The 25,592-nt window shown below is 59.3% G+C and carries 23 protein-coding genes; 18 read left to right on the top strand and 5 right to left on the bottom strand.

The window, feature by feature from the left end:
- Positions 1 to 22 precede the first annotated feature (22 nt).
- A complete protein-coding gene (locus AC13C0_RS18825; protein ID WP_341582165.1) occupies positions 23 to 1,264 on the bottom strand; it encodes a hypothetical protein in 1,242 nt (413 codons plus the stop codon).
- A 197-nt stretch (positions 1,265 to 1,461) separates the two neighbouring features.
- On the opposite strand from AC13C0_RS18825, the gene AC13C0_RS18820 reads away from it, so the two are divergent.
- The 15 genes from AC13C0_RS18820 (at position 1,462) to AC13C0_RS18750 (ending at position 16,608) form a co-directional block, all read left to right on the top strand.
- On the top strand, positions 1,462 to 4,125 hold the full coding sequence (locus AC13C0_RS18820; RefSeq protein WP_482954886.1) for an HzsA-related protein: 2,664 nt from the start codon (positions 1,462 to 1,464) through the stop codon (positions 4,123 to 4,125).
- Positions 4,126 to 4,147: 22 nt separating this feature from the next.
- Positions 4,148 to 4,900: an SH3 domain-containing protein gene (locus AC13C0_RS18815; protein ID WP_341582163.1), complete on the top strand. Its 753-nt coding sequence runs from the start codon at positions 4,148 to 4,150 to the stop codon at positions 4,898 to 4,900.
- Positions 4,870 to 5,514: an outer membrane beta-barrel domain-containing protein gene (locus tag AC13C0_RS18810; protein WP_482954885.1), complete on the top strand. Its 645-nt coding sequence runs from the start codon at positions 4,870 to 4,872 to the stop codon at positions 5,512 to 5,514. The genes AC13C0_RS18815 and AC13C0_RS18810 overlap by 31 nt, the downstream gene beginning before the upstream one ends.
- Positions 5,515 to 5,525: 11 nt before the next feature.
- A complete protein-coding gene (locus AC13C0_RS18805; RefSeq protein ID WP_376788067.1) occupies positions 5,526 to 6,029 on the top strand; it encodes a TlpA family protein disulfide reductase in 504 nt (167 codons plus the stop codon).
- A gap of 18 nt (positions 6,030 to 6,047) precedes the next feature.
- Positions 6,048 to 6,284: a DUF4266 domain-containing protein gene (locus tag AC13C0_RS18800; RefSeq protein ID WP_341582160.1), complete on the top strand. Its 237-nt coding sequence runs from the start codon at positions 6,048 to 6,050 to the stop codon at positions 6,282 to 6,284.
- Positions 6,271 to 7,431 carry a DUF3570 domain-containing protein gene (locus tag AC13C0_RS18795; RefSeq protein ID WP_376788066.1) on the top strand — a complete coding sequence of 387 codons (1,161 nt, stop codon included), beginning with the start codon at positions 6,271 to 6,273 and terminating at the stop codon, positions 7,429 to 7,431. The genes AC13C0_RS18800 and AC13C0_RS18795 overlap by 14 nt, the downstream gene beginning before the upstream one ends.
- Before the next feature lie 19 nt (positions 7,432 to 7,450).
- Positions 7,451 to 7,999, top strand: coding sequence for an AraC family transcriptional regulator (locus AC13C0_RS18790; RefSeq protein ID WP_341582159.1), 549 nt, complete (start codon positions 7,451 to 7,453; stop codon positions 7,997 to 7,999).
- A gap of 17 nt (positions 8,000 to 8,016) precedes the next feature.
- A complete protein-coding gene (locus tag AC13C0_RS18785) occupies positions 8,017 to 9,954 on the top strand; it encodes a hypothetical protein (RefSeq protein ID WP_482954915.1) in 1,938 nt (645 codons plus the stop codon).
- The gene (locus tag AC13C0_RS18780; protein WP_482954884.1) at positions 9,947 to 12,832 is read left to right on the top strand and encodes a tetratricopeptide repeat protein; all 2,886 of its coding nucleotides are present in this window, start codon (positions 9,947 to 9,949) and stop codon (positions 12,830 to 12,832) included. The genes AC13C0_RS18785 and AC13C0_RS18780 overlap by 8 nt, the downstream gene beginning before the upstream one ends.
- Positions 12,819 to 13,391 (top strand): tetratricopeptide repeat protein, encoded by a 573-nt coding sequence (locus AC13C0_RS18775; protein ID WP_482954883.1) that lies wholly within the window; start codon positions 12,819 to 12,821, stop codon positions 13,389 to 13,391. The genes AC13C0_RS18780 and AC13C0_RS18775 overlap by 14 nt, the downstream gene beginning before the upstream one ends.
- Before the next feature lie 15 nt (positions 13,392 to 13,406).
- Positions 13,407 to 13,712, top strand: coding sequence for a hypothetical protein (locus AC13C0_RS18770; protein ID WP_341582156.1), 306 nt, complete (start codon positions 13,407 to 13,409; stop codon positions 13,710 to 13,712).
- Between the two features lie 140 nt (positions 13,713 to 13,852).
- The gene (locus AC13C0_RS18765; protein ID WP_341582155.1) at positions 13,853 to 14,560 is read left to right on the top strand and encodes a MotA/TolQ/ExbB proton channel family protein; all 708 of its coding nucleotides are present in this window, start codon (positions 13,853 to 13,855) and stop codon (positions 14,558 to 14,560) included.
- Between the two features lie 25 nt (positions 14,561 to 14,585).
- Positions 14,586 to 15,098 (top strand): ExbD/TolR family protein, encoded by a 513-nt coding sequence (locus AC13C0_RS18760; RefSeq protein ID WP_482954882.1) that lies wholly within the window; start codon positions 14,586 to 14,588, stop codon positions 15,096 to 15,098.
- Positions 15,095 to 15,595: an ExbD/TolR family protein gene (locus tag AC13C0_RS18755; protein WP_341582153.1), complete on the top strand. Its 501-nt coding sequence runs from the start codon at positions 15,095 to 15,097 to the stop codon at positions 15,593 to 15,595. The genes AC13C0_RS18760 and AC13C0_RS18755 overlap by 4 nt, the downstream gene beginning before the upstream one ends.
- Positions 15,596 to 15,600: 5 nt before the next feature.
- A complete protein-coding gene (locus AC13C0_RS18750) occupies positions 15,601 to 16,608 on the top strand; it encodes an AgmX/PglI C-terminal domain-containing protein (protein WP_341582152.1) in 1,008 nt (335 codons plus the stop codon).
- Positions 16,609 to 16,627: 19 nt separating this feature from the next.
- On the opposite strand, the gene AC13C0_RS18745 is transcribed toward AC13C0_RS18750, so the two are convergent.
- The 4 genes from AC13C0_RS18745 to AC13C0_RS18730 form a co-directional block, all read right to left on the bottom strand.
- Positions 16,628 to 17,992, bottom strand: a complete 1,365-nt coding sequence (locus tag AC13C0_RS18745; RefSeq protein ID WP_117617455.1) for a sodium:solute symporter family transporter — start codon at positions 17,990 to 17,992, stop codon at positions 16,628 to 16,630.
- Between the two features lie 63 nt (positions 17,993 to 18,055).
- Complete coding sequence (locus tag AC13C0_RS18740; protein ID WP_117617454.1) at positions 18,056 to 19,780, bottom strand: diguanylate cyclase domain-containing protein; 1,725 nt, start codon at positions 19,778 to 19,780, stop codon at positions 18,056 to 18,058.
- Positions 19,781 to 19,811: 31 nt separating this feature from the next.
- The gene (locus AC13C0_RS18735) at positions 19,812 to 21,614 is read right to left on the bottom strand and encodes a PHA/PHB synthase family protein (RefSeq protein WP_117617453.1); all 1,803 of its coding nucleotides are present in this window, start codon (positions 21,612 to 21,614) and stop codon (positions 19,812 to 19,814) included.
- A 9-nt stretch (positions 21,615 to 21,623) separates the two neighbouring features.
- Positions 21,624 to 21,956: a phasin family protein gene (locus AC13C0_RS18730; protein ID WP_117617452.1), complete on the bottom strand. Its 333-nt coding sequence runs from the start codon at positions 21,954 to 21,956 to the stop codon at positions 21,624 to 21,626.
- A 158-nt stretch (positions 21,957 to 22,114) separates the two neighbouring features.
- Between AC13C0_RS18730 and AC13C0_RS18725 the strand changes: the two genes are divergently transcribed.
- The 3 genes from AC13C0_RS18725 to AC13C0_RS18715 are packed head-to-tail and all read left to right on the top strand — an operon-like array spanning position 22,115 to position 25,562.
- Complete coding sequence (locus tag AC13C0_RS18725) at positions 22,115 to 22,435, top strand: TraR/DksA family transcriptional regulator (RefSeq protein WP_117617451.1); 321 nt, start codon at positions 22,115 to 22,117, stop codon at positions 22,433 to 22,435.
- A 25-nt stretch (positions 22,436 to 22,460) separates the two neighbouring features.
- Complete coding sequence (locus tag AC13C0_RS18720; RefSeq protein WP_482954881.1) at positions 22,461 to 23,171, top strand: ABC transporter ATP-binding protein; 711 nt, start codon at positions 22,461 to 22,463, stop codon at positions 23,169 to 23,171.
- A gap of 21 nt (positions 23,172 to 23,192) precedes the next feature.
- Positions 23,193 to 25,562 (top strand): ABC transporter permease, encoded by a 2,370-nt coding sequence (locus AC13C0_RS18715; protein WP_341582149.1) that lies wholly within the window; start codon positions 23,193 to 23,195, stop codon positions 25,560 to 25,562.
- The last annotated feature ends 30 nt before the right edge of the window (positions 25,563 to 25,592 follow it).

Raw genomic sequence — 25,592 nt, 5'->3', positions numbered from 1 at the left:
TTTTGGCGTTTTCATGGCGTCCTCACTCCCCCATGCAGTACACGGCGGATTCAGCAAATACTTGCTTGAGGTTGTAGCCCTGGCTCGCAAAGCTGGTAGCCATCCTGCTTACCTGGGCGCGGTCTGCGCTGTTCGAGGGTGGTCGCAGGCACACATTCTCAAACACCTTCTTCACCTGGCACTGGGCAAAGGCGTCTGAATAGGCGAATTCCTGGCCCAGGCTTTTCGCGCCGCTGCCGGCGCCCGGCAACGACAGATCCCAGCCCAGACGCCGGTTGGCGCCCTGGCGCCAGTAGTTATCCCAGCTGTCGTCCGGCGTGACATAGCCCTGCTCGAAGGTCGCGGCGTTGATGTGATACTTGGCCTGCACCCTGGACCCGGTTTCAGGGTCCGTTTCGCCAATGGCGTTGTAGACCAACTGGCCCAACTCGCCGTCGGGGTCACTGTCCGGGTTGTATTCGAAGTTGTAATAGGCAAAGGCCTGGGTCATCGGATCCATGCCGCTGTGGCAGCCCACGCAGTTGTTCAGGAAAACCCGGCTGTCGCCTCCGGGACTGCGGGACACATCCTGACGGATACGGTCCGGGGGCAGGCTGACGTCAGCCACCTGCTCCAGGTCGCTGCACATGTGATTGAGCAGTGTGAACCGGAACATGGCGCGGTTGGTGCCGGCACTGAAGAACGCCCGGGCCGAGGCGCGGGAGGTGATAACGCCGGCGGTCGCGGATGCGGGCAATCCGTTCCATGCTGACTGTGTTGATGCTATCAGTTTGTCTTTATCGCTGAGATCCACCCCCGTGGTTTCCATGGCTTCATAGTGATCGTTGTTGCTTCGGGAGTAGGCTGGAAGCCCCAGGCTGTCGGCACCAATGTATAGAACGTCGTCATACAGGACTTTCCGGAAGTCCTGTTCGTCACGCACGAGGCCTATCACGGTTGCAATGTAGTCGTTCAGGGGCACGAACCTTGACATCGCCTCATTGGTCCAGGGCGCCGCGAAGTTCTTCAAGGTTACGGTGTAGAAAGCAGGATCATCCGTTGCCCTGAAGGCCGCATCAAGCGCGTTGCCAGAGGCAATATCGCTGGCCATGTTATCAAGGACGCTGGCGGAGGGAGGGACGCCGGCAATCCGGTCGTGAATCCGCTTGGCCTGTTCCCTGGCTCCGGCCTGGGCGAGGCCTGCCTGTCCAGACATCAGTGCGACGAGAACTGCGGTACTGAAAGCCTTGCTGATCAGGCTTCTGATCCTGTTCCGGGCGGTCATGTCCTTTCCCTCGGTGATCGATAGCATTCGCACATTAGAGCCTTTTGACATTTGTTAAAAGTTTACGGCTTGCTATATCCTCCGTTTTGAGTTGTGGGCCACGTTATTACATTGCGTTACGTAAAAGCCTTGGAGCCTTACGGCAGATCAGACTTAATTTATGTCATGGAATGTCATCCGGAACAGGATCTGTCGAATTGGAAATCAAGCCATCGCTCGAGAAAATACGCCGTCCAGCCGGATTGCTGGCGGGCCTTGGAGCTTTGCTTGGGCTGTCTGGCTGTCTTTCAGGCAGTGACAGCCAGCAGGCGGATCCGGTCGTGGTCGAGAACCCTGTGGCCTATGTCGAGCGGCCCCTGCTGTTTGATGAGAATACCGGTGCCTTGGTGGAGGACAACCTGGCCGACCCCACGGCCTTCCGGCCCGGGGCCAGGCTGTTCCTGAAGGCGAGCGCGGCGGCAGGTGCCGATGCAAGGGACATTGCCTCCCGGGCATTTTCAGGCCCGGAATTCCTGGATGACAACGGCCAGTTGCGATACGACGTGAAGGACCTCCACGTCTCCCAGGACGGCTCCAGGCTGCTGTTTGCGATGCGCGCCCCCGAAATTGAGGACGCCGATGAAGAGGACCAGCCGACCTGGAACATCTGGGAGTACGATGTCAGCGCCGATTCGCTCCAACGGATCATAGCCTCGGATGTGACCGCCCGGGCCGGTCAGGATGTGGCCCCCGCCTATCTGCCGGACGGGCGAATTGTGTTTTCGTCCACGCGGCAGCGGATATCCAAAGCCGTCCTGCTTGACGAAGGCAAGCCCCAGTACTCCGGGCTGGAGGAAGACGGTGACAGCCCCGCATTTGTTCTGCATGTCATGGACGCCGACGGCCAGAACATCGAGCAGATTACCTTCAACCAGAGCCATGATCTGGACCCCATGGTTGCCGACGACGGCACCATTGTGTTCAGCCGCTGGGACAACGCGGGTCAGACCCGAAATAACGGGTTGAACCTTTATCGTGTAAACCCTGATGGAACCGGACTGGACTACCTCTTTGGTCGCCATTCCCACGACTCGGTGCCAGAGGCAACTGGCATCCAGTATCTGCAACCCCGTAAAACCGACAACGGCAACCTGCTGGTGCAGTTGAGACCCTTTGAAAGTGACGATTACGCGTCGGTACTGGCAGAGGTGGATGTTGAGCAATTCGTGGAGGCCAGCCTGCGCATCGACGGCTCCGAAGGTTCCGGGCAACGATCGCTGGTCCCCGGAGTCGGCCTGGATGGTCAGTTATCGCTGAAAGGCAGTTACGGATCGGTCTCGCCCCTGTTGGATGGCACCAACCGATACCTGGCCAGTTGGACACCCTGCCGTCTGCGCGAAATAGCCACCGACCGGATTGTTAACTGCACAGAAGATCGCCTTCAGTCGGAAGAGTATCAGCCGGCAGAGCCCGTCTATGGCCTCTGGCTTCTGGACGTAACCAGCGAAACCCAGCGGCCGGTTGTTTCCCCGGTTGAAGGTATCCAGTTTGATGAAGCCGTTCTGATGAAGGCCCGGCCCCTTGAAGGCTTCATTCCGGAATCCCAGTTTACCGGCGATGCTGGCGCGCTGGGGGATGACGGCTATGGCGTCCTACATATTCGCAGCGTGTACGATATTGACGGCGTGGATACCACGCCAGCCGGTATTGAGGTGATGGCTGATCCGGTGCAGACGCCACCAAACCAGCGGCCGGCCAGGTTCCTGCGCCTGGAAAAACCCGTGGCCATCCCCGATGACAATGTCCGGGATTTTGACAACAGCGCTTTCGGGCGCAGCCGGGGTCAGTTAATGCGGGAAATTCTCGGTTACGCGCCGGTGGAGCCGGACGGTTCTGTGAAAGTGGCGGTGCCCGCGAACGTGGCCTTCGCCATCAGCGTGCTGGATGAGCAGGGGCGGCGAATCGGTGCCCGGCATCAGAACTGGCTATCAGTGCGCCCCGGCGAGACCCTTGAATGCAAAGGCTGCCATAATCCGAACAACCCGACGCCCCACGGCAGACCGGATGCAGGCCCCGCTTCGGTCTGGGGGGGCGCGACAACCACGGGTATTCCGTTCCTGAATACCGATCCGGCCCTGTTTACCGACATGGGCGAAACCATGGCTGAGGTGTTCGCCCGCATCAACGATATTCGTCGGCCAGCGCCCGATCTGCTCTATGCGGATGAGTGGTCTGGTGACGCGGTGGACCCCAAACCAGAGAGCTTTTCGCTTGCCTACGCCGACCTGCGGACTCCGAAGCCTATTTCGGAAGTCTGTGCGGCCGAGTGGGCACCGAACTGCCGGATTGTGATCAATTACGAACAGCACATTCACCCGCTGTGGGGCGTAAACCGGGAGGTGCTGGACCCGGACACCATGGCCGTGGTGGATGACTACACCTGTACCGGTTGCCATACCAACAGCGATGCCGCCGGCATGCAGCAGGTGCCGGCGGGACAGCTGGACCTCGGCGATGGGCCATCACCGGACGAACCCCTGCACTTCAAGGCATACAGGGAACTGCTTTTCCCCGATAACGAGCAGGAACTGGTGAACGGGGCCCTGGTGGACAGGCAGGTAGATTCCGGTGAAGTGCTCATGGATGAGGAAGGTAATCCGATTCTCGATGCCAACGGAAACGAACAGCCGATCCTGGTAACAGTTCCTGTGCCAGCGTCCATGTCTGTCAACGGCGCCCGTGCCAGTCGCTTTATGGAAATGTTCGCCGAGGGCGGAAGCCACAGGGATTTCCTGACCCGCGCCGAACTCAGACTGATTGCAGAATGGCTGGATATTGGCGGCCAGTATTTCAACAACCCGTTCGATGCCCCGGAAGACTGATCCAAGGACTGACACTCGCGCCATGCCCATTGCCATTCTGATTTTTGTATTGTTTTTGCCCGCCCAGAGCTGGGCCGGCTGGCTGTGGGGGCAGGGCGAGGAAGAGGTGGCGCAGGTGCAGGTGACCGAATCCTTTATCCCCTGGCGAACCGGCCCGGCAACCGGCTATCCGGTCTTTCACAGCAGCGAAAAAGGCGAGTGGCTGACCATCCTTCAACGCAAGACCAGTTGGATCAAGGTGACAGATTCCCGGGGCAGGGAAGGCTGGGTATCCGTTGCCGACATAGCCCGAACCGCGGATGCCACCGGTAATAAGGTGAATCTCCAGGTGCCGGATTTCGAGGCATTCGGTAACCGCCGCGTTGAAGCAGGGTTGATGATGGGTGAGTTCGACGGTGCCTCGGTGACCGCCGGTTATGGCGGTTTCTGGATGACCCGGAACCTGTCTGCGGAGCTCTGGGCCTCCCAGATTCTGGGCAGCGCCTCGGAAATCCGGATGGTCAATGCCAATCTGGTGCATCAGCCGTTTCCGCACTGGCGGGTATCACCCTTTTTCACGCTCGGTGTCGGCCATATCTGGATTGATCCCAAGGCCACCCTGGCTCAACCCGAAGAGCGGAACAACAGCGTCGGCCATGCCGGCCTGGGCGTCAGGGCCTACATCACCGATCGATATTTCATCCGTGCCGAAGTGAAGGACTACAAGGTCTTCACTACCCGCTCCACCAACGAAGAAGCGACAGAATGGAAAATCGGACTAAGCATCTTTTTCTGACACGGCTGTGCCTGTCGGCCATCCTCTGTGCGGCCGCAGCCGCCCAAGCCCAGGATGACCGGCCGCTGATTGAGCCTGATGTAACTCCGGCGCCGGTCACCGAAGCACTGATCGATACTGAAAACTTTGAGATCGGGGCCTTTGTGGGTGTACTGAATATCGAGGACTTTGAATCGTCCCTGGTCTATGGCGGCAAGCTTACCTATCACCTGAGCGAGTCTTTCTTTTTCGAGGCCGGCGTCGGCTTTGCGGAGGGGGGTGAAACCAGCTTCGAGAAACTGGCGGGCAACGTGGAGGTGCTCACCAACAGTGAGCGGGACTACAGCTACTACAACATCAACCTCGGTTACAACGTGCTCCCGGGCGAGGCGTTCCTCACCGAGAACTATGCATTCAACACCAACTTCTACCTGATTGCCGGGGCGGGGGCTACCGATTTTGCTGGCGATACCCGGTTCACCCTGAATGCCGGCGCAGGCTACCAGGTGCTGTTGACGGACAGCGTTTCTGTTCACCTTGGCGTCCGGCAGCATTATTACCGGATTGATGTCCTGGGGGCGGAGAAATCCGCCATCAACACCGAGGTCAGCACCGGCCTGTCCGTTTTTTTCTGAACACAGGAGCAATGGCTATGAGAGCATCCATGAAATCACTTGCAATGGCGGGCATTTTGGCCTGCATCAGCCCACTGGCAAGCGCCGAGGCCATCAACGTGCCGGCGCCGGATTTTACCCTGGAAAGCCGGTCCGGGGAGAACCTGAGGCTGGAGGATTACCGTGGCGAAGTGGTAATGCTGAATTTCTGGGCGTCCTGGTGTGGGCCCTGCCGCCAGGAAATGCCGCTGATGGATGAGCTGTACAGCCAATACAAGGACCTCGGCTTTACCATTCTCGCGGTCAATGTGGATGAGAACCGGGAAGAAGCCCATCGTTTTCTGGACAAGGTTCCTGTGAACTATCCCATTCTTTACGATCCGGAAAGCTCGGTCAGTGAACGCTATGAAGTCCAGGCCATGCCGACGACGGTGATGATTGATCGCGATGGCAATGCCCGTTACATCCATTACGGATACCAGCCGGGCTATGAAGAGGACTATGAACAGCAGATTCGCGAACTGGTGCGCGAGTAACTTTCGGACGGAGCTGTTATGCGTATTTTGTCGATCTTCACTGCTCTGGCTCTCGCGATCACCATGATCACGACGTCTGGCTGCAGTTCGGTGAAGCCCTGGGTAAAGCCCTATGAGCGAGACAACCTGGCGGATCCTGTTATGAGTCTTAGCCGTCATGGCAAGGCAGACTCCTACATGCGCCATGTCTATCAGGCACGGGAATCGGCGCGTGGCGCGGAGGGCGGCTCGGGAGGTGGTTGTGGCTGTAACTGACAGGACCCGGCGCGTACAGATGCTTCTGGCCCTGCCAGCGCTTCTGCTATTGGCCGGCCAACTCTCCGCGGCGACCCTGCCGGTGGACAACGTTGATGTTCTGTACCATCGCTATGATGGCGGTGGCATGGTGATCGACGGCCCTTCGGTATTGGTGCGCAAAGGCGTCGGATCGCAGGTTTCGCTCTCCGGACAGTATTACGTCGATTCGGTATCGGCCGCTTCTGTCGACGTGCTGGCCACTGCCAGTCCCTATAAAGAAGAACGTAATGAGTACACGTTTGGCATTGATTATCTGCACGATAAATCCGTTCTGAGCCTGGGTTTTACCAACAGTACGGAAAACGATTACGAGGCCAATACCGTCTACTTTTCCGTGAGCCAGGAGTTTTTCGGGGGCATGTCCACCGTAACCATGGGTTATGCCAGCGGTTGGGACGAAGTTGGCCGGGTGGGCAACGATTCCTTCAGCGAGGAGGCAGACCGCCGGAATTATCAGCTGGGCCTGAGCCAGGTCGTCACCCGCAACAGCCTGGTTGGTCTGGATCTCGAGGTGGTCACAGATGAAGGCTTCCTGCAGAACCCCTACCGTCAGAACCGCTACCTCGATCCGAATGATTCCACGGCGTTTCTATACCAGCCAGAACGCTACCCGGAAACCCGGACCAGCACGTCTGTTGCAGCGAGGGCCCTTTATTACCTGCCCTACCGGGCCTCTATCCGGGCTGAATACCGTTACTTCAGCGACACCTGGGGTATCAATGCCCATACGATTGAGCTTGGGTATGTTCACGGTCTCAACGAGCGGTGGACCCTCGAGAGTTCCATCCGCTACTACACCCAGGGTGAGGCCGATTTTTACAGCGATCTTTTCCCGTTCGAGAACTCCCAGACTCACCTTGCCAGGGACAAGGAGCTGAGTTCGCTCTCCGGGACGACCCTGGCGGCCGGCGCGGTTTACGAGTGGAAGCAGACTTCCCTCCCTGGCATTGATCGTTTGCAGTTCAGCCTTCTGGTGGACTGGCTGAGCTTCGACTATGACAACTTCCGGGATGTCACCGCTGCCGGCAACTATCTCCCGGGTGAAGAGCCTCTCTATTCCTTCGACGCACTGGTAACCCGGGCCTCGTTGATTCTTGAATACTGAATTTGCAGGAAGATTGACCATGGCAACGTTTCTGAATAATCCCTTTCATGTGCTGTTGATAGCATTGATCCTTGCAGGGGCCGGACCGGTCTTCGCCCAGGTTAGTGATGCGGGTAACGAAGACACAGCCGTTGCCGAGCGAGTGGAAGATCTGAAAAAGAAGGTCATTCGCCTGAACCGGGACCTGTTCATCCTCGAAGAAGACCTGCTGTTTCCGGCCAACACCCAGGTTGCCGTCTTTCTCAGTGTCGATACCGGGAAGTTCCTGAAACTGGACGCCGTAAAACTGAAGGTCGACGACGAGATTGTTGCCTCACATCTTTATACGAAGCGTCAGGTCACTGCCCTTGAGCGCGGCGGTATGCAGCGTCTTTACGTGGGTAACCTGAAAACGGGAGCGCATCAGATCACGGCATTTATCGAGGGCATCGGACCGGATCAGCGGCCCTACAAGCAGGCCGCGTCGCTGGAATTTGGAAAGGGCACAGGTACAGCCGCTCTGGAGATCCGGGTTGAAGATCGCTCATCCAACTATCAGCCCTCCGTGTCCATCGTCGAGTGGGAGTAAGCCGCGTCGTGGGATTGATGGGAAACAAGCCGTTTCGGGGACGTCCGCTACTTTTCACGGGTGCTTTGCTGTGGCTGACGATTGGTGCTTCGGCGCAGGCTGAGGAGGCGCTACCCGAACGGGCCAGAGACCTGCGATACGGATGGGCGCTCTATGACTACCATCAGGGAAACGCCTTTGAGGCTCTGACCCAACTGGCTGTTGCCCGCGAACAAGGTGGCATCCAGGGCCATGGCGATCACCCGGCGCTGGTGGAGGGCGGACTCATGTTGTCCTGGGGCATGACCCGCGAGGCTAGCCGGTTGTTCTCGCGGCTGCTGGGCGAAGACGGCGAAGGCAGCAAACTGTCTCCCGATGTCCGCAATCAGGCCTGGTTCTACCTGGGTAAGGCCTTCTACCTGGAAGGCGAGCATACGCTGGCCCATGAGAATCTGGAGCACGTGGATGGCGAAATTCTGGCCGACGCCAACTATGACCTGTTCCGGGAATGGATCTACCTGAGTGCCCGGCTGGCCATGATTTCGTCCCGATTCGGTGATGAATCTGAACTGATGTCTCTCAAGGAACCGTTGGAGGCAACTGATATCTGGTCCCTCTACCTCCAGTACAACTCGGCGGTTTCCTCGCTGGATGCCGGAGACGGCGCCGTTGCAGAGGCGGACTTGAAGGAACTGATCGCCATCCTTGATCAAACCAGCAATTCCGCCGAGCCAGATGCCGAGCGCCAGGGCCTGCTTGACCGGGCTCGTCTGTCACTTGCCCGGCTGCATCTTCGTGATAACCGCTTCGACGAGGCCCTGAAGGTTCTGGGCGCCATGCCGCTGGATGGGGTCTTCGCCGATCAGGCGCTCTTTGACTACGCCGTGGCCGCCGCGGGGCAGGGCCGGCCTGAACGGGCTCTCGATGCCCTTGAATCCCTGTCTGGCCGGGAGTTGTTTCTGCCCTGGCGGCAGCAGGTTCCCTTCGCCCGAGCCTATGTTCTGGAGCAAATGGGGGTGCCGGATAGGGCCTTGCCAGCCTTTAAGCGGGCAGCCGACCACTATGAGGCCCGGATCTCGGAGCTCAGCGGCCTCCGCAACCGGCTCAGTGAAGAGAGCCTGATGGCCCGGCTCAATATCCGTCGTGACGGCGACGGGATGCTCACGGACCCCTACGGCCGGCTCCGCGTCGAGCCAGTCGACTTCGGTCTGGCGGAAGTGCTGGCCACGGAGGCGTTCCAGCAGGCCCTGGGCGAACTGAACGAGCTGTATCGGATGCAATCCTTCATTGCCGAGCGACAGTCCCGGTTCGAATCGTTCAGAACCATGCTGGATACCCGGGAGCAGCAGCGCCAGATCCGTATTACGCAAACCCGGCAGGCTCTGGAGGAGCAGCAGGCGGACCCGTGGCGTCAATTGCATCGAGCGTTCCGGGACAATGTCTCAACTGCGCTGGCAGAGGAAGATGCCGGTTTCTTTATGACCACGGAGCAGAAAGTACTCAGAGACAAGTTGGACGAGGTTGAGAAAACACTGGCCGAACTGCCAGACGATGAAACCACAGCCAGCCAGCGTGAAACCTATCAAAGAATGCGAGCCTACTTCGACTGGTGGATCGCGGATGACTATGGTGTGAACCGTTGGGCGGCGCAAAAGCAGTTGCGGGAACTGGACCGGGAGATGGAGCGCTTTCAGGCTCAGCGACAACGGGTTGAAACCCTGATGGCCGAAGACACCCGCCATGCGGATCTGGCGCGGCGTATCGCCGTCAGTGAATGGGAACTTGCGGCTCTTGGGGAAGAGGTATCCGAGGCATTGGGTCATGCCCGGAAAATCCTCTTGGACCAGGTGGACAGGATGCTTGCCACCCAGCAGGAAGAGCTCAATGGCTACCTGGTGGCTTCCCGCCATGCCCAGGCCCGGTTGGCGGACCAGCTCTTCCGTGCGTCTCCCAGTGCAGGTGCCGGTGATGAGTAGTCGGACGCTTGTGACGATGGTTAAGGGAATGGTCATTGCGGGCATGCTTGTCCTGGCCAGTGGCTGCCAGATGCTGCAGTCGATGATGCCCGGGGGAAGCGAACAAATGCCCCAGGTCCGGGAGGGAACCCTGGCGGCGCTTCCGGCAATTGACACCCAGGCTGGCAATGAAGGAACCGCGGATGAAGCCAGCCTGACCGGTGGTGTCTCCATCGAAACCGTGATGGACAGTTACAAGGCGCTCCTGCCCCTCGTTGACGATCCCCGGAAACAGGTCACCATCCGGCATCGCCTGGCCGACCTGGAGTTCCAGCGGGCGGAGCGGAAAATGGCGGATGCCGCCGTGGATGAGCTCTCCGGTGCCATTGATGCCTACCAGCGCCTCCTGTCGGAACATCCGGATCGCGATGGCAATGATCAGATATACTATCAGCTTGCGAGAGCCTGGGAACTACGTGGGGCAACACCACAACAGCTGGAAGCACTGAACACCCTGGTGCGCCGCTATCCGGATTCTGAATACTGGATTGAGGCCCAGTTCCGTCGGGCGGACCTGTTGTTTATCGATGGCCGCTACCCCGAGGCGGAGCAGGCCTTTGACCAGGTCACCCTGGCCAGCCAGGCACGCATGGCCGACGTCTCGTTTCTGGTGAACGCGCATTACATGAAAGGCTGGAGCCTGTTCAAGCAGGCGGATTATCAGCAAGCGCTGTTCAGCTACCTGGAAGTGCTGGACCTGGTCATGCCGGCGGGGCAGCCGGTGGAGGATATCGATCATCGTAACCGGACTCTGATTGAGGACCTGTTTCGGGTGGTGGGACTGTCCCTGTCCTATCTTGACGGCGCTGAAACCCTGCAGGCGCTGTTTCGCCAGACTGGGGGGCGTCCTTACGAGATCCTGGTCTACGACCGTTACAGTGAGCTGCTGCTGGAAAGGGAGCAGTACAGTGATGCGATCGATGTATTCGAAGCCTATATAGAAGATCACCCCACAAGCCCCTGGGCACCGCGCTACCACATACGAATCCTGGAAACCCTCGAGCTTGCCGGCTTTGCCCGTACCATTCCAGAGCGCAAAGCCGGGTTTGTCAGTCTTTACGGAATCTACAGTGATTACTGGCGGTCGGCAGGTCCGGACGCCATTGGCTTTATCGAGCAACAGCTGGAACAGCTGTTGCCGGAGCTGGCGGACCGTCACTACCTGCTAGCGGGGCAAGCCACGGATGGCCCGCAGGCGGACAGCCATTACCGGAAAGCCGCCAATTACTACGCGGAATTTGCCGCTACCTTCCCGGATCACCCCCGCACGCCGGAGCGTCTGTTCCTGCTGGGTGAAACCTACCTGGAACTGGAGGACTGGCCTGCTGCTATTGCTACCTTTGAACGGGTTGCCTATGACTACCCAGCCGATACGTTGCCGGAGCGCGCCCCGGAGGCGGGTTATGCCTCAGTGCTGGCATTCCGGGAATACGCCAGCACCTGGGCTGCCGAGCGCGGGTCCGAGCGGATGGCCTATCAGGAGCTGCAGCAGTTGAACCGTCTGCGTTTTGCCAATGCGTTTCCCGGCGACCCCCGGGCGCCGGGCGTGTACTACCTTGCGCTGCAACGGGAATTCGACCAGCAAAACTGGGAAGAGACCGTTGCCATGGCGGCTCGCCTTGTTGCCTGGCAGCCGGCACCCTCGGCGGAACTGACAACAGAAGCCCTGCTGTTATCCGGCCACGGCTTGTCTGAACTGGCCCGATACGGCGAGGCGGAACAGGCCTATCGTGATGCCCTGGCGGTCATGGGTGAAGACGATGAACGCAGGGGCAGCGTGCGTGAAAACCTGGCGGCAGCGGTTTACCGGCAGGCCGAACAGTTGGCGGATGCGGGCAAGGTTGAGGCCGCTGTCAGCGAGTTCCTGAGGGTGGGCGCAGAGGTTCCCGAATCGATGTTACGGGCGAATGCGGAATACGATGCGGCCTCCCTGCTGATCACTGCCAATCTCTGGGATCAGGCCATCAGTGTCCTGAACGGCTTCCGGAGTGTCTTTCCGAACCATGAGCTGATAGACACCGTACCGGCAAAGCTGGCGCTGGCCTATCGTGAAACGGGGCAATGGGAGCGTGCCGCAGATGAACTCCAGCGCATGGTTGCCCTGGCCAGTACGCCGGAGGAGCGTCGGGAAAACCTGTTGATTGCTGCCGAACTCTATGATCAGGCCGGGAACCGCGGCAAAGCCATCGGCACCTGGCGTACCTACGCCAACGCCCATCCCGAGCCCGCGGATGTCTATATGGAGGCGGCAAACCGGCTGTCCGGGCTTTACCAGGCTGAAGGTGACTCCGGGAAACGGGATTACTGGCTGCGCAAGCAGATGGAAACCGTGGACCGGAACCCGGAAGCGGCGGACGACCGCATGCGCTACCTGGCCGCTTCAGCGTCCGCGACCCTTGCCCGTGATGCCCTTGCAAGATACGACAGCATCCGCCTGACGCTGCCGCTGAACGAGAGCATGACGGCGAAAACCAATGCGCTCGAAAGGGCGGTAACGGCTTACCAGAAAACCGCCGGCTATGGCCTGTCGTCATTTGCCACTGAGGCGGGTTACCAGATTGCACACATATATGGGCGTCTTGGCGCGGATCTGATGGACTCGGAGCGGCCCACCGGGCTGAGCGAACTGGAGCTGGCCCAGTATGAGCTTCTGCTTGAAGAGCAGGCCTATCCATTCGAGGACAACGCCATCGATATCCACGAGCAGAATATCCGGCGCGCCCGGGAGGGCATATTCGATGACTGGGTCAGGCGCAGCTACGAGGCCCTGAAGGACCTGTTGCCGGGTCGCTACCGGAAGAAAGAACTGACTGCGGGGGTTGTCAATGAACTGGATTAGGGCATACGGAATCGGTCTGCTGACCGTGCTCGCGATCTCCGGGTGTGTGACGGCCCCGCCAGCGCCCGAGCCTGAGGGCCAGGCTTCAAACCAGGCTGTGCTGGAAGCTTCGTTCCGGGAAGCGGTTCAGGCCATGGCGCAGGGCGACCTGGCCGAGGCCCAGGCGCGTTTCGGGCAATTGGCCCGGGAGTATCCGGAGAGAGCCGGGCCCATGGCCGACCTCGGAATCATTGCGTTCCGGGAAGGGGAAACCGAGACCGCGAAGCGTTGGTTTGAGCGGGTTCTGGCCGTGAATCCGCGGCATGTCCAGGCGTTGAATCACCTCGGCGTTATCGCCCGGAACGCCGGAGAGTTCGGCGATGCGGAGCAGTATTACCGGGAGGCGTTGGCCGCGGATCAGGATTACGCCCCGGCGATCCTCAATCTGGCCTTCCTGCTGGATATCTACCTGGGCAAACCCGCCGAGGCTGTGGAGCTCTATGAGCGCTATCAATCCGCCGCCAGTGAGCCTCACCCGAGACTGGAAGACTGGATCTTCGATGCGAAAAACAGAATCTGATGTGGAAGAGGCGATATGAAACATTCCGCGTTGACGCTCATGCTGGCTTCGGCTCTCCTGGCTGGCAACTCAGTAGTTCAGGCCCAGGACTCGTCGGGTGTGGTTACCATTGAAGGCGCACGCATTCGTGGCGATCAGGAGGTACCCACGGTGATGTACCTGGTGCCCTGGCAGCCGCCGGAAATGGCGGAGTTGCGGGCGCCGGAGGAACGTCTGATGGTTGATCAGGGGCCGCGGCCGCTGGAGCGTTACGAATTCCAGCGCTTCATTCAGTACCACGAGGCGTTCAAGAAACAGGCTCAACCGGCAGCCGGGGAGTAAAAATGTGACTTCCCTCACGCTCATAGTGTGCCCGCGCACAAGATTAAACAAACCCTCACACAGACTTTCGCGAACTTACCCTCTCATGGGCAGGTCGCGCATAGACTGACCTGAAAACCGGACCATGGAGTGCCCAGAAAATGATCGATACCGCCGTTCGCTTCTTCCAGGAAGGTGGCTTTTTTATGTTTCCGATTGCCGTTGTGCTGATCATCGGTCTCATTGTTGCCATTGAACGTTACGTTTACCTCTCCGCCCAGAAACTGACCAACCGCCGGGACTTCAATCGCCTGCATCAGATGATTGCCAGGCGCGACCTGAAGGGCGCCCTCAATTACACCCAGGAGTCCGGCAGTGCCATGTCGACCATGATCGGATTTGGCCTTCAGCGCCTGGCTCGCCGCCAGGGTCGCGAGGAGATCGAGTACGCCATGGAAGAGGGCCTGCTGGATGTCATGCCGCGGCTGGAAAAACGCACCCAGTACCTGGCCACACTGGCCAATATCGCGACCCTGCTGGGTCTGCTCGGGACCATCATCGGCCTGATTGCAGCGTTCACCGCCGTGGCCGCGGCGGATCCGGCCCAGAAGGCAAGCCTGTTGTCGCAGAGTATCTCGGTGGCCATGAACACCACCGCCTTCGGCCTGATGTCGGCCATTCCCATGCTGCTGGTCCATTCCCTGCTGCAGACCAAGACCAATGAAATTGTCGACAGCTTCGAGATGGCCGGCATCAAGGTGCTTAACCTGCTCAGTGACGGCTCCGGCAACAAGTCCGCTGCTCAAGCCCAGGCCCAGAATGCCGCAGCGCCAGCCCAGGTGGCGACACCGGCCGGTAGCCCGGCCTGATAACCAGCCAGAAGGATGCCAGGCCATGAGACGGAAGCATCGTCGCCTGCAAAGTGAGGCCGATCTCGACATCACGCCGTTCATGAACCTCATGATTGTGCTGGTGCCGGTACTGTTGCTCAATATGGTGTTTGCCCACACCAGCGTGCTGGAACTGAACTTCCCGACCGGTGAGAGCCTGTCGGCGGAACAGGCCGAGGAACTGCAGATTCAGGTCGTGATCTACGATGATCAGTTGGTGGTTGCCGATAACCAGGGCGGAGTCATAAAGACTATTCCCCGCCGAGAGGGCGAATATGATTTCGTGCTGCTTAAAGATGTCATGAAGGAAATCAAGAGTCGGGTTCCGGACAAGAAGGATGTGATCATCATGCCATCCCGCGAGACGTCCTATCAGTCTCTGGTCTCGGTGATGGATACGGTCCGCTCCTATGAAGCGGTGGTGGCCGGCAGCGTTGTGGAAGCCGAGCTGTTCCCCGAGATCTCACTGGGTGATGCACCGGTTCAGGCCACGGGATCGGCGGAGGTGAGTTCATGAAAGAATCCGCCAGGGCCCGTCGTCTCAAACGCCACTACCGGCGCAACAAGAGCCAGGGAAAGATGAACCTGGTCTCGCTGATGGATATCTTCACCATCCTGGTGTTCTTCCTGATGGTGAACTCCTCGTCCGACGTTCAGGTACTCAATCAGAACAATACCATCAAGTTGCCGGATTCCACCGCTCAGCAACCGCCAGGTGATGTGCTGGCGCTGACCGTGACCGACAGGGATATCCTGGTAAACGGTCGGCTGGTGGTCAAACGGGACGCTTTCCAGATCTTTGAAGGGCAAGTGGAGCCGTCCCTGAAACAGGAACTGGACTATCAGGCCGGCCGTTCATCGGCACCGGCGCCGGAGGCGGGCCGCCCCATTACTATCCTCGCGGACCGGGAGTTGCCTTACGAGCTGCTCAAGAAAATCATGTCCACCTGCGTGGACGCCGGTTATGCCAGCATTTCCCTGGCGGTTAATCAGCGCACGGAACAGGGGGCCTGATCACTATGGATTACCGGTATGGATTGCCCTGGAACCAGGAACGCGGTGAACGTAAACGGCTACTGGCGGCCGCAGTCGTGGTGGTGCCATTGTTCCTGGCTTTCGCGGGTTACGTCAGCTGGATAGAATTGCCCGAGCGCGACCGGCAGGAACAGGAAGCCTTGCCGCCCCAGTTGGCCAAACTGATCATCGAGAAAAAGGAGCCGCCAAAACCGGTGCTGCCGGAGCCTGAGCCGCCGAAGCCCGAGGAAAAGAAGCCCGAGGAAAAGCCGGTAGAGCAGGCGAAACCTGAGCCCGAACCCGAGCCGGTCCCTGAACCGGTCGTGCCGGAACCGCAACCGCAACCGGAACCCGAACCGCAGGTTGCCGAAAAGCCAGAGCCAAAGCCGGAAGAGGTGGCCAAAGCCCGCGAAAAGGCAAAGAACACCGGCATCCTGGCCATGGGTAACGAACTTGCAAAGCTCAGCTCCCTGGCCGAGTCGGTCAAGCTGGATGGCCCGGTCGCCAATACCGCAGAGCCTATTACCCGTAAAACCGGTGATACGCTGGCGTCCCGCGCTACCGCAAACACCAGGAGCAGCGGTGTGAATGAGGAAGCGCTGAACCGGGAGGCCCGTCAGGTTGCCCTGGCCGAACGTCAGCGCGCCGAAGTTGCGGAAGCAGAAAGGATTGCAGCCGCAAAAGAGACTGCACGCAGGGAGCAGCAGGAAACGGCCGCCAGAACCCGGAGCAAGGAAGAATTGCGCCGCACCATGGACGCCAACAAATCAGCGATCTACAGCATTTACAACCGGGAGTTGCGCCGGAAACCTTCCCTCCAGGGAAGCATCACGCCTGAACTGGTTATTGAGCCGAATGGAGCAGTGTCGAGCTGCTCGGTGGTGGAGTCCACGCTTAATGAGCCGGCGCTCGAGAGCAAGATCTGTAACCGTTTGAGGCTGGTGGATTTTGGAGCCCGGCCCGGGGTCGACCAGACCAGGATCCGGTACCCGATTGAACTGCTGTCCAGCTGAAAAGCCGGACAGCACTCTCTCAACGTTTCGGGGTCGTAGCTGCGACCACGAGACTAACCACTCCGGAGCCCGCAAGGGCACCAACAAAGGGCATCAGTGTTGGGATGCTGCCGGGGAAGCTGGCGGCTTCCAGGCCGGCCATAAAGCTGCCTCCGGCAATCCAACCCGGCAGAATGGCGCCAAGAAGCCCCGCCAGACAGCCCAGAATCGCCGCTCGCGTGGTCATTCTGCTCCAAAGCCCCATCAGTACAGGCAACACCGCCGTGGCGCACAGCAGGTCGGCGATCAGGAACAGCCGGAGCACCGAGATCCCCTGCAGTGCCACCAGAACCACCGGAATCATCAGCAGCACGGTGAACCATCGGGCACTGACAATGGAAAGCCCCTGTTTCTCGGTAACAGCCAGGGACGCCAGGGCATTTTGCAGTGTATCCACCGACGAGGCGACCAGGGTGATCGCCAGAATAAGTGCTGGCAATGACAGCCAGGCCGGGGCATCGGCCAGCAAAGCAAAGAAGGGAATCGGCGGATTACCAAGGTCGGCGCCGCTCATGGCCGCCAATATCCCAAGCCCGCCAACCACAGCGACCACGCCGATGGTGACCACGCCGCCGAGCAGCGCCCCCCGGCTCAGGGCGTCGGTATCCCGGGCTGACCACAACCTTTGCCAGTAGCCCTGGTGGAACAGGTTGGCGGCGGTCACCGCTATCACCAGGGTCAGCGCCACGCTCAGGGCAGCGGAGGTCGGGATGTCCGGGAGCGCCGCCGGAGCCGCTTCCGGGAGTTTGCCGATAGCAACGAAACTGACAATGGCCAGCAGGGCGATCAACAACAGGGCCTGCCACTGATCAGTGACGATGCTTGCGCGAAGGCCACCGACTGCGGTGTAAATCAGTGTGGTTATCGCAACACCCACCACCACAATACCGCCATTGATGCCGGACAGGAGTGAGGTGATCGCACCAATGGCGGTCAGCTCGGCGGTCAGGAAACAGAGCATGTACAGCACGGAGATCAGGGAAACGTAATGGCGGACTCCGTTGCCGTAACAGGCGTGGGCGAACTCACCAATGCTGCGGCCCTGGGGCAGGAAATGACGGATGGCGGGCCCGCAGAAGGCGAACACGATAAACGGCAGGGCGGCGCCAAGGGCATAGCCCGCCAGTGCCAGAGGGCCGACCAACGCTCCTACCTCCGGCGGCGCGAACAGGATCCATCCCCCCATTCCGGAAGCGAGGAAAGAAAGCCCGAGGGCTCTGGCTCCCTGGCTGTTCCGTGCGGTCACGTAATCGTCCAGGCCGCCGTCAGCGAGACGAGCTCTGAGCCCGAGCCAGGCAAACAGGATCATGGCGGCTGCAATCGCCACGAGGGTAGTATAAAACATCAGGTGGTTCTCCGCCGGTCATCCAGCGGGCCATAGTGCCACACTGGCGATTCCGGGGCGAGATCAGGCGTCTTCAGCAACCGCAGGGTTGAATAACCGGAACAGGTTCCGTCCGTCCTGCTTGGCCCGATACATGGCGATGTCGGCACCTTGCAGCAATTCGGAGGCGGTAATGCCATCCCGGGGGTAAAGGCTGATGCCGATACTGGAACCCACGTTCAGGGACTCGCCGTTGATGTGGTAGGGTTCATGGTTTCTGGCGATCAATCGTTCTGCCACCCGATAGACATCGTCAAGATGTTCCAGATCGGGCAACAGGACAATGAATTCGTCCCCGCCGAGCCGGGCCAGGGTATCGTCTTCACGCAAGCAGCTCTGGACACGGCTTGTGAACTGAAGCAGTAATTCATCGCCGGCAGCGTGGCCAAGCCTGTCGTTAACGCCCTTGAAATGGTCCAGATCCATGAACATGACTGCCAGCAGGGATGAGCGGCGATGGGCATGGCGAATGGCGTGTTCAAGGCGATCCTCAAGAAGCCGGCGATTCGGAATGCCCGTTAGGGCATCGTAGTAGGCAAGTTGGCGGATCTGCTCCTCGTTCTTCCTGTTCTGGGTGATGTCCGTGAAGAGCCCGGCGTAGTGGGTGGTGTTGCCCTCTTCATCGGTGATGGCGGTGATCGTCAGCAGCTCCAGATAGAGCTCTCCGGTCTTGCGCCGGTTCCATATCTCGCCCCGCCAGTAGCCATGGGTGACCAGCGAATTCCACATCCGCTGGTAAAAATCGTCGTCGTGACGGCCCGAGGACAGGATTTGCGGTGTTTTCCCTACAACTTCGTCCTGGCTGTAACCTGTGAGTAGCGTGAACGCCGGATTGACGAACTCAATGTTTATGTCCCTGTCCGTCACCATGATGCCTTCGAAGGAAGACTCGATCACCCGCTCCGCCAGTTGCAGGGTCTGCCGGGATTTCGCAAGTGCCTGGTCCCGTTGCTCCAGTGCTTCCCGCAAATCGTCCAGGTACATCTGCTCGGCACCCGCAAGCATGTCGTTGTAGCCAATCAGGCCAGTGACCTCACCCCGGCTGTTGGTTACGGCCAGATGCCGGATCCGGTGATTGATCAGCAGGTCCCTGGCACGAATTAACGGCTCGGATTCGCTGACGGTCAGTAATGGCCGGATGGCCAGGTCGGCGGCCAGGGCATTACCGGTATTGCACGCAATCAATCGGACTATATCCCTTTCGGTGAGAATGCCCAGCCCCTCGTCATGGCAATCGACCACGACGGCACCAGCCTGATGCCGATGCATGATCGCCGCAACCTCAGCGAGGGCAACCTGCCCATCCACGACCAGCGGGGGGTGCGGGATGGCGGTACTGACCTCCCTCAGCCGCAGGTAGGGCTCAAGTCCCTGATTGAGGGCAAGGTCGGTCTGGGACAGGATGCCCAAATGTGAACCGGACTCATCGACAATAAGGAAATGCCGTTTCCCGGTATCCCGAAACCGCAGGGCGGCCTCGCCCGCATCCATATCCCCGGGCAGGGTGAGCACCGGCGAGCTCATGACTGAACTGATCGGACGTTCAAAGCTGGCCGGCTCGGAAAAGTCGATTGTCAGGGCATCACGCTCGGTCCAGATGCCGGTCACCTGACCATTTTCGGTAATCAGAATCGAGCTGACCGAGCGCTCTGCCATCTGAGCCGCTGCGTCAGCGATGGGGGTGTCCGGAGAGCAGTGCAGCAAAAAACCGCTGTGCATGATGCGTGATATTGGTAGCGGTCGCCCCATGGGCTTTCCTTTCCTTTGTTTTATTATCAGTCTAACATTTCGCCGCATCCGCCGCTTTAACTTTCACATAGCTCCCGGGAGCGTCCTCAAGTGCGGGCAGTTTGCCATCTCCCGGTACGCGGGCTGGTACTTTCTCTTCAGAGAACGTAGCAATCCACTCAAGCCAGTGTGGCCACCAGGATCCCGGATGGTGTTCGGAGCTGTCGAGCCAGTCGTCGGCGTCCGGTACCAGCGTGTCGTTGGTCCAGTAGCCATATTTTTCCTTGTAAGGCGGGTTGATCACCCCGGCGATATGGCCCGAGCCGGAGAGTATAAAGCGAACATCACCACCGTGCGCCAGCGCGCCTTTGTAGGTGGTTTTCCACTTGGCGATATGGTCTTGCCTGGCCGAGAGGAAAAAGGATGGCACATCGATCTCGGACAGGTTGATGGATTCCCCGGCCAGGGTCAGTGAATCCGGCTGCACCAGCCGGTTATTCAGATACATTTCCCGCAGATAGAAGCTGTGCATCTTCGCCGGCAGGTTGGTGCCGTCGGTGTTCCAGTAGAGCAGGTCAAAGGCGGCCGGTTTCTGTCCCTTCAGATAGTTATTGGTCCAGAACGACCAGAACAGCTCGTTTTCCCGGAGCAGGTTGAAGGTAAAGGCCATGGCGCGGCCGTCCAGATAGCCCTTGCGCTCAAGCATGCGCTCGATCCCCCGGAGGGAGTGATCGTTGATAAACACGCCGATGCCGCCCGGGTCCGAAAAATCCAGCAGGGTTGTCAGATAAGTTGCGCTCGCCACCGGGTTGCGCCGCTTTTTCTTCAGCCAGGCGAGAGTGGAGCCCAACAGGGTGCCACCGATGCAGTATCCGATGACATTCATCCGTTCTTCGCCGGTGGTCTCGGTTACCGCATCCATGGCGGCCAATGGCCCCAGTTGCATGTAGTCGTCCCAGCCCTTGTCCCGGAGCGAGGGCCCGGGGTTACGCCAGGAAATGATAAAAACGGTCTGACCCTGGTTCACCAGCCACTGGATGAAGGAGTTCCTGGTGGTCAGGTCCAGGATGTAATACTTGTTGATCCAGGGAGGCACGATCAGAAGGGGACGCTTGCTGACGGTTTCCGTTGTGGGCGAATACTGGATCAGTTGCATCAGCTCATTCTGAAAGATTACCTTGCCCGGGGTGGTTGCCAGGTTCCGGCCCACCTCAAAGGCGGAGCGATCAGTCATGCCGACATTGAACAGTGACGGGTTCTGACGCAGGTCCTCGATCAGCTGGCGGCCCCCATCGACCAGGTTCATGCCCTTGCGCTCCCAGGTAATCCTGAGCACTTCCGGATTGGTTGCCGGAAAGTTCGAGGGCGAGAGCAGGCTGGTCAGTTGCCTGCCATAGAACAGCATCTGGTCCCGCCCCGCCTCGGGCATGCCTCCGATACCTTCCACCCAGTTCAGGAACGCCCGGGAATTGATCAGGTAGGCCTGGTGCAGAACATCAAAAGGCAGATGCCGGTGCCAGTCTTCAGCCTGGAAACGCCGGTCGTCAGGCTCCGGCGCAGCCACCGGCGGCTCCCCCTTGCCCGCCAAACGCGCAAGGGTGTAATAACTCAGCGCCAGGTGTTTGCGGGCCAGATCTAGCTCCGCACCGGCAAACCTGAGCGGATGGAGCAACAGATCCTCGGCCATGGTCCGGTAGGCATCAGACATTTCAGTCAGGGTAGAGAGTTTCGCGTCGTCCATGACGCCTGCATCCCCGAGCAGCTTCTCCAGTTGCTGCTGCCCCTGCCGGACATTGGTTTCAAAGCTGTTAACCAGCTGATTGACGGTTTTGCCGAGCGTATCCAGGCCGAACATAACAATCCCTTACTTGGCGGCTTTCGGGCCGGGTTTTGTGGTTTCTTCCTGGGCCTTCTCGAACACCTTCTGAAATTGCTCCCGGCTTTCGTTGAAGTAGTCCTGCCAGGCTTTCCAGTCTGCAGTAAACTGTTCGCTGAGGGACTTGAGGGTTTCGGCCTGGTCACCGGTCAGGGATTTCAGCCCCTCCAGGTCCCGTACTTCAGAGACTTTCCTGGCCTGTTCCCTGGTGACATCAGCATAGCGGCGGAAGGCATTCATCTGCATTTCCGCAGCCTTGCTGAACTGCTCGAACAGGGTCTCGTTCAGGCGCGTGGCTTTTTCAAACAGGTCATTAGTCATTGCTACAACTCCCTTGCATACAGGTCAGTTAAATGAAGCCTTATTTTGCCTCAGTCAGTATTACGCAATTTTGACAAGTATCAACCCCGGGTTCAGCTTATGCTTTACTGTAGACGTTTGTATATCCCGGATTATCCGCACGGGGCAGGAGGCGTAATATGAGTGACCGCAAATCGGAACTGGAAACACTGCGAGCAGACCTGAAGGCCAGGCTTTCCCGTTATGAAGCCCATCAGCATCGCGAGGGCGGCGCGCTGGACAAGGACTTCGAAGAGCAGGCAGCCCAGACCCAGAATGACGAAGTGGTTGATTCCCTCGAAACAGAAACCCGCGCAGAACTGGTACAGATAGAGCGAGCGCTTGAGCGTATCGAGAGCGGCGTTGGCGATGAGTGCGAATCCTGTGGCGAGGCCATTGACCCCCGTCGTTTGCAGGTGCTGCCCTACACCACCGTATGTGTCGACTGCGCTGAAGACTGATCTCATGGAACCAGGGACGGGCACCATGACAGAGCCACCGGTATTTCACACCCGGGGGCTGACCAAGACCTACGGTCAGGGTGAGGTCCAGGTTTACGCACTCCGGGGGGTGGACCTGGATTTTTACCCTGGTGAACTTGTCGTGATGCTGGGCGCCTCAGGTTCGGGAAAATCGACCCTTCTGAACATCCTCGGCGGACTGGATGTGCCGACCTCCGGTGAGGTTTGCTACCGGGATATTGACCTTAGTGCGGCGGGGGATCGTGAACTGACCCGCTACCGCCGGGAGCACGTTGGCTTCGTGTTCCAGTTTTACAACCTGATTCCAAGCCTGACCGCGCGGGAAAATGTAGCGGCAGTTACCGAAATTGCGTCCAATCCCATGTTGCCCGAAGAAGCTCTCGAACTGGTTGGACTAAAGGCGCGCATCGACCATTTTCCAGCACAGCTTTCCGGTGGCGAGCAACAGCGCGTTGCCATTGCCCGGGCCATCGCCAAACGACCAGAAGTGCTGCTTTGCGATGAACCGACAGGAGCCCTTGATTCGGCCACCGGCGTGTTGGTTCTCGAAGCCCTGGAAAAGGCGAACCGGGAAACCGGCACTACGACGGTTATCATTACCCACAACGCTTCCATAGCCGGCATGGCGGATCGTGTGATCACGCTTTCCGACGGCAATATCAGCGGCGAACGCCGTAACGATCAGTGCCAGGATCCCCGGACTCTGTCCTGGTAACAGGGCGAAAAAGTGAACGCGATGGCCAGCAATGCACTGAACACCAAACTTTGCCGGGAGCTCTGGCAGATGCGGGGCCAGGTGCTCGCCATTGCCCTCGTGATCGCCGGCGGCGTGGCCGTGTGTGTCATGTCCCTGGTGAATTACTCCTCCCTGGTGGCAACCCGGGCCCAGTATTACGAGCAGCACCAGTTCGCAGAGGTGTTTTCCGCCCTGAAACGGGCGCCCCGCCATATCCTTCAAGAGATTGAAAAACTGCCAGGTGTCGCACGTTACGAAGGCCGCGTGGAGGGCGGCGCCAAACTGGAGATGCCCGGCTTCGCGGATCCGGTCTCGGCCCGGCTGGTGTCGATCCCCCCGGATGGCCAGCCGGACATCAATCGTCTCTTCATCCGGGAGGGGCGGCTTCCAGCCCCCGGCCGAAACCAGGAAGTCGCGGTCATCGGGAGCTTTGCCGAGGCACACGAGTTGTCACTGGGTGACAGGTTCGAGGCCATCATTAATGGTCGGCGGCAGGCTCTTATTCTGACCGGCATTGTTGAATCGCCGGAATTCATTTACGTGATTCCGCCTGGCGCAATGCTACCGGATTACCAGCGGTACGGTGTGCTCTGGATGAGCAGAGAGGCTCTGGAAGCCGCCATGGATATGGGGGGCGCGTTTAACAGCCTGGTGGTTACGCTCAGGCCGGGCTATTCGGTTGCCTCTGTGGCGGATGCTCTTGATCGGTTACTGGCTCGCTACGGTGCGACCGGAGCCTATGGCCGGGATGACCAGTTTTCGCACCGTTTCCTGAGTGATGAGCTGAACCAGCTGAAAACCATGGCCACGGTTTTTCCCCTGATTTTTATGGGGGTGGCCATGTTTCTCCTGAATGTGGTCATCAGCCGGCTGATCAGTACCCAGCGGGACATTATCGCGGTGCTCAAGGCCTTTGGTTACGGCAACCGCCAGATCGCCTGGCACTACAGCAAACTGGTGATTGTGATCGCGGTTATCGGATTGTTGCTCGGGCTTGCCCTGGGATTATGGCTGGGGCGGGCGCTGGGGGAGCTTTATATGGATTTCTACCGGTTCCCCGGCCTGCTGTTCCGTATCAATCCGCTTTGGCTGGTGTTACTGGCCATACTGACCACTGTAGTCGCGTGGCTCGGTGCCTGGAGGGCCATCAGGCAGGCGGCGGCCCTGCCGCCTGCTGAGGCCATGAGGCCGGAGGGGCCTGCCAGATACCGGGTTACCGGGGTGGAAAAGCTGCTCTCGGGAATCCGTTTTTCCCAGCCATCGCGAATGATCGTGCGCCAACTTTCCCGCCGCCCTGCACGGACACTGCTGTCCATGAGTGGAGTTGCCATGGCCTCGGCCATTGTCATGGTTGGTAATTTCCAGTTTGATTCGGTGTCATTGATGGTGCATACCCAGTTTGCACGGGTTCAACAACAGGATCTGGCCACCACGTTCATTGATCCGGTGAACAGTTCGGCTCTGTACGGAATACAACGCCAACCGGGGATCCGTTACGTTGAGGGCCGGCGCACGGTACCCGCACGCCTGAAATTCGGGCATCGGGAATGGCGCAGTGCTGTGACCGGGATACCCGCCGACGCGCGGCTGCAGTATGTTGTCGACAGCGACCTGGAGCGCGTAAGCCTTCCGGGCGAGGGACTTCTGCTGACGGATTACCTGGCCCGGGAACTGGGGGCGAAACCCGGCGATACCCTTCAGCTGGAGCTGCTTGAAGGCGACCGGAGAACGGTACTGGTGCCTGTAGCAGGGGTTACCAGTGAGTTTCTCGGCGTGGGCGCCTACATGAACCTCGATGCCCTGAACCGGGCCTTGGGCGATGGGCCCCTGATCAATCAGGCCATGATAAATCTGGATCCCACCAAAGCGGCGGAAGTCTACGACAGCCTTCGGGAAACCCCCGGAGTTCTTGGCCTGAGTATTCGTCAGGCCATGCTGGACAGCTTCTACGATACCCTGGCCCGGACCTTCCTGACGTTCACCTTTTTCAACAGTCTGATGGGCGGCATCATCGCCTTCGGTGTTGTTTATAACACGATCCGCATATCCCTCGCCGAGAAGGGTCGGGAGCTGGCAAGCCTCAGAGTACTCGGGTACACCCACAATGAAGTTGCGCATATATTGTTGGGTGAGGTGGCGCTGTTGCTGCTGCTTGGCGTGCCACTCGGGTGGTTAATCGGGCAGGGCCTGGCGCTGTTGATTGTCACGGCCATGCAAACGGAGCTCTATCGGGTGCCGCTGACCATAACTTCCCAGACCCTGGGTATTTCGGCGTTAGTCGTGGTGGTATCTGCGATTGCTTCAGGGGTTATTGCGTGGTGGCGCCTGAAGGCGCTGGACCTGGTGGCCGTGCTGAAAACACGGGAATAGTTGCTGCAGGAAACAAGGAGTGAATTGACG

This window comes from Marinobacter sp. B-21 (genome assembly GCF_056857895.1).
The sequence above is the reverse complement of the archived record's forward strand: the minus strand, read 5'-3'. Positions and strand labels throughout refer to the sequence as shown.

What these genes read in the sequence shown, in the direction of transcription:
- AC13C0_RS18825 (WP_341582165.1), bottom strand. Translation starts at nt 1,264, where the DNA reads ATGACCGCCCGGAACAGGATCAGAAGCCTGATCAGCAAGGCTTTCAGT.
- AC13C0_RS18815 (WP_341582163.1), top strand. Translation starts at nt 4,148, where the DNA reads ATGCCCATTGCCATTCTGATTTTTGTATTGTTTTTGCCCGCCCAGAGC.
- AC13C0_RS18810 (WP_482954885.1), top strand. Translation starts at nt 4,870, where the DNA reads ATGGAAAATCGGACTAAGCATCTTTTTCTGACACGGCTGTGCCTGTCG.
- AC13C0_RS18805 (WP_376788067.1), top strand. Translation starts at nt 5,526, where the DNA reads ATGGCTATGAGAGCATCCATGAAATCACTTGCAATGGCGGGCATTTTG.
- AC13C0_RS18800 (WP_341582160.1), top strand. Translation starts at nt 6,048, where the DNA reads ATGCGTATTTTGTCGATCTTCACTGCTCTGGCTCTCGCGATCACCATG.
- AC13C0_RS18790 (WP_341582159.1), top strand. Translation starts at nt 7,451, where the DNA reads ATGGCAACGTTTCTGAATAATCCCTTTCATGTGCTGTTGATAGCATTG.
- AC13C0_RS18785 (WP_482954915.1), top strand. Translation starts at nt 8,017, where the DNA reads ATGGGAAACAAGCCGTTTCGGGGACGTCCGCTACTTTTCACGGGTGCT.
- AC13C0_RS18780 (WP_482954884.1), top strand. Translation starts at nt 9,947, where the DNA reads ATGAGTAGTCGGACGCTTGTGACGATGGTTAAGGGAATGGTCATTGCG.
- AC13C0_RS18775 (WP_482954883.1), top strand. Translation starts at nt 12,819, where the DNA reads ATGAACTGGATTAGGGCATACGGAATCGGTCTGCTGACCGTGCTCGCG.
- AC13C0_RS18770 (WP_341582156.1), top strand. Translation starts at nt 13,407, where the DNA reads ATGAAACATTCCGCGTTGACGCTCATGCTGGCTTCGGCTCTCCTGGCT.
- AC13C0_RS18765 (WP_341582155.1), top strand. Translation starts at nt 13,853, where the DNA reads ATGATCGATACCGCCGTTCGCTTCTTCCAGGAAGGTGGCTTTTTTATG.
- AC13C0_RS18760 (WP_482954882.1), top strand. Translation starts at nt 14,586, where the DNA reads ATGAGACGGAAGCATCGTCGCCTGCAAAGTGAGGCCGATCTCGACATC.
- AC13C0_RS18755 (WP_341582153.1), top strand. Translation starts at nt 15,095, where the DNA reads ATGAAAGAATCCGCCAGGGCCCGTCGTCTCAAACGCCACTACCGGCGC.
- AC13C0_RS18750 (WP_341582152.1), top strand. Translation starts at nt 15,601, where the DNA reads ATGGATTACCGGTATGGATTGCCCTGGAACCAGGAACGCGGTGAACGT.
- AC13C0_RS18745 (WP_117617455.1), bottom strand. Translation starts at nt 17,992, where the DNA reads ATGTTTTATACTACCCTCGTGGCGATTGCAGCCGCCATGATCCTGTTT.
- AC13C0_RS18740 (WP_117617454.1), bottom strand. Translation starts at nt 19,780, where the DNA reads ATGGGGCGACCGCTACCAATATCACGCATCATGCACAGCGGTTTTTTG.
- AC13C0_RS18735 (WP_117617453.1), bottom strand. Translation starts at nt 21,614, where the DNA reads ATGTTCGGCCTGGATACGCTCGGCAAAACCGTCAATCAGCTGGTTAAC.
- AC13C0_RS18730 (WP_117617452.1), bottom strand. Translation starts at nt 21,956, where the DNA reads ATGACTAATGACCTGTTTGAAAAAGCCACGCGCCTGAACGAGACCCTG.
- AC13C0_RS18725 (WP_117617451.1), top strand. Translation starts at nt 22,115, where the DNA reads ATGAGTGACCGCAAATCGGAACTGGAAACACTGCGAGCAGACCTGAAG.
- AC13C0_RS18720 (WP_482954881.1), top strand. Translation starts at nt 22,461, where the DNA reads ATGACAGAGCCACCGGTATTTCACACCCGGGGGCTGACCAAGACCTAC.
- AC13C0_RS18715 (WP_341582149.1), top strand. Translation starts at nt 23,193, where the DNA reads ATGGCCAGCAATGCACTGAACACCAAACTTTGCCGGGAGCTCTGGCAG.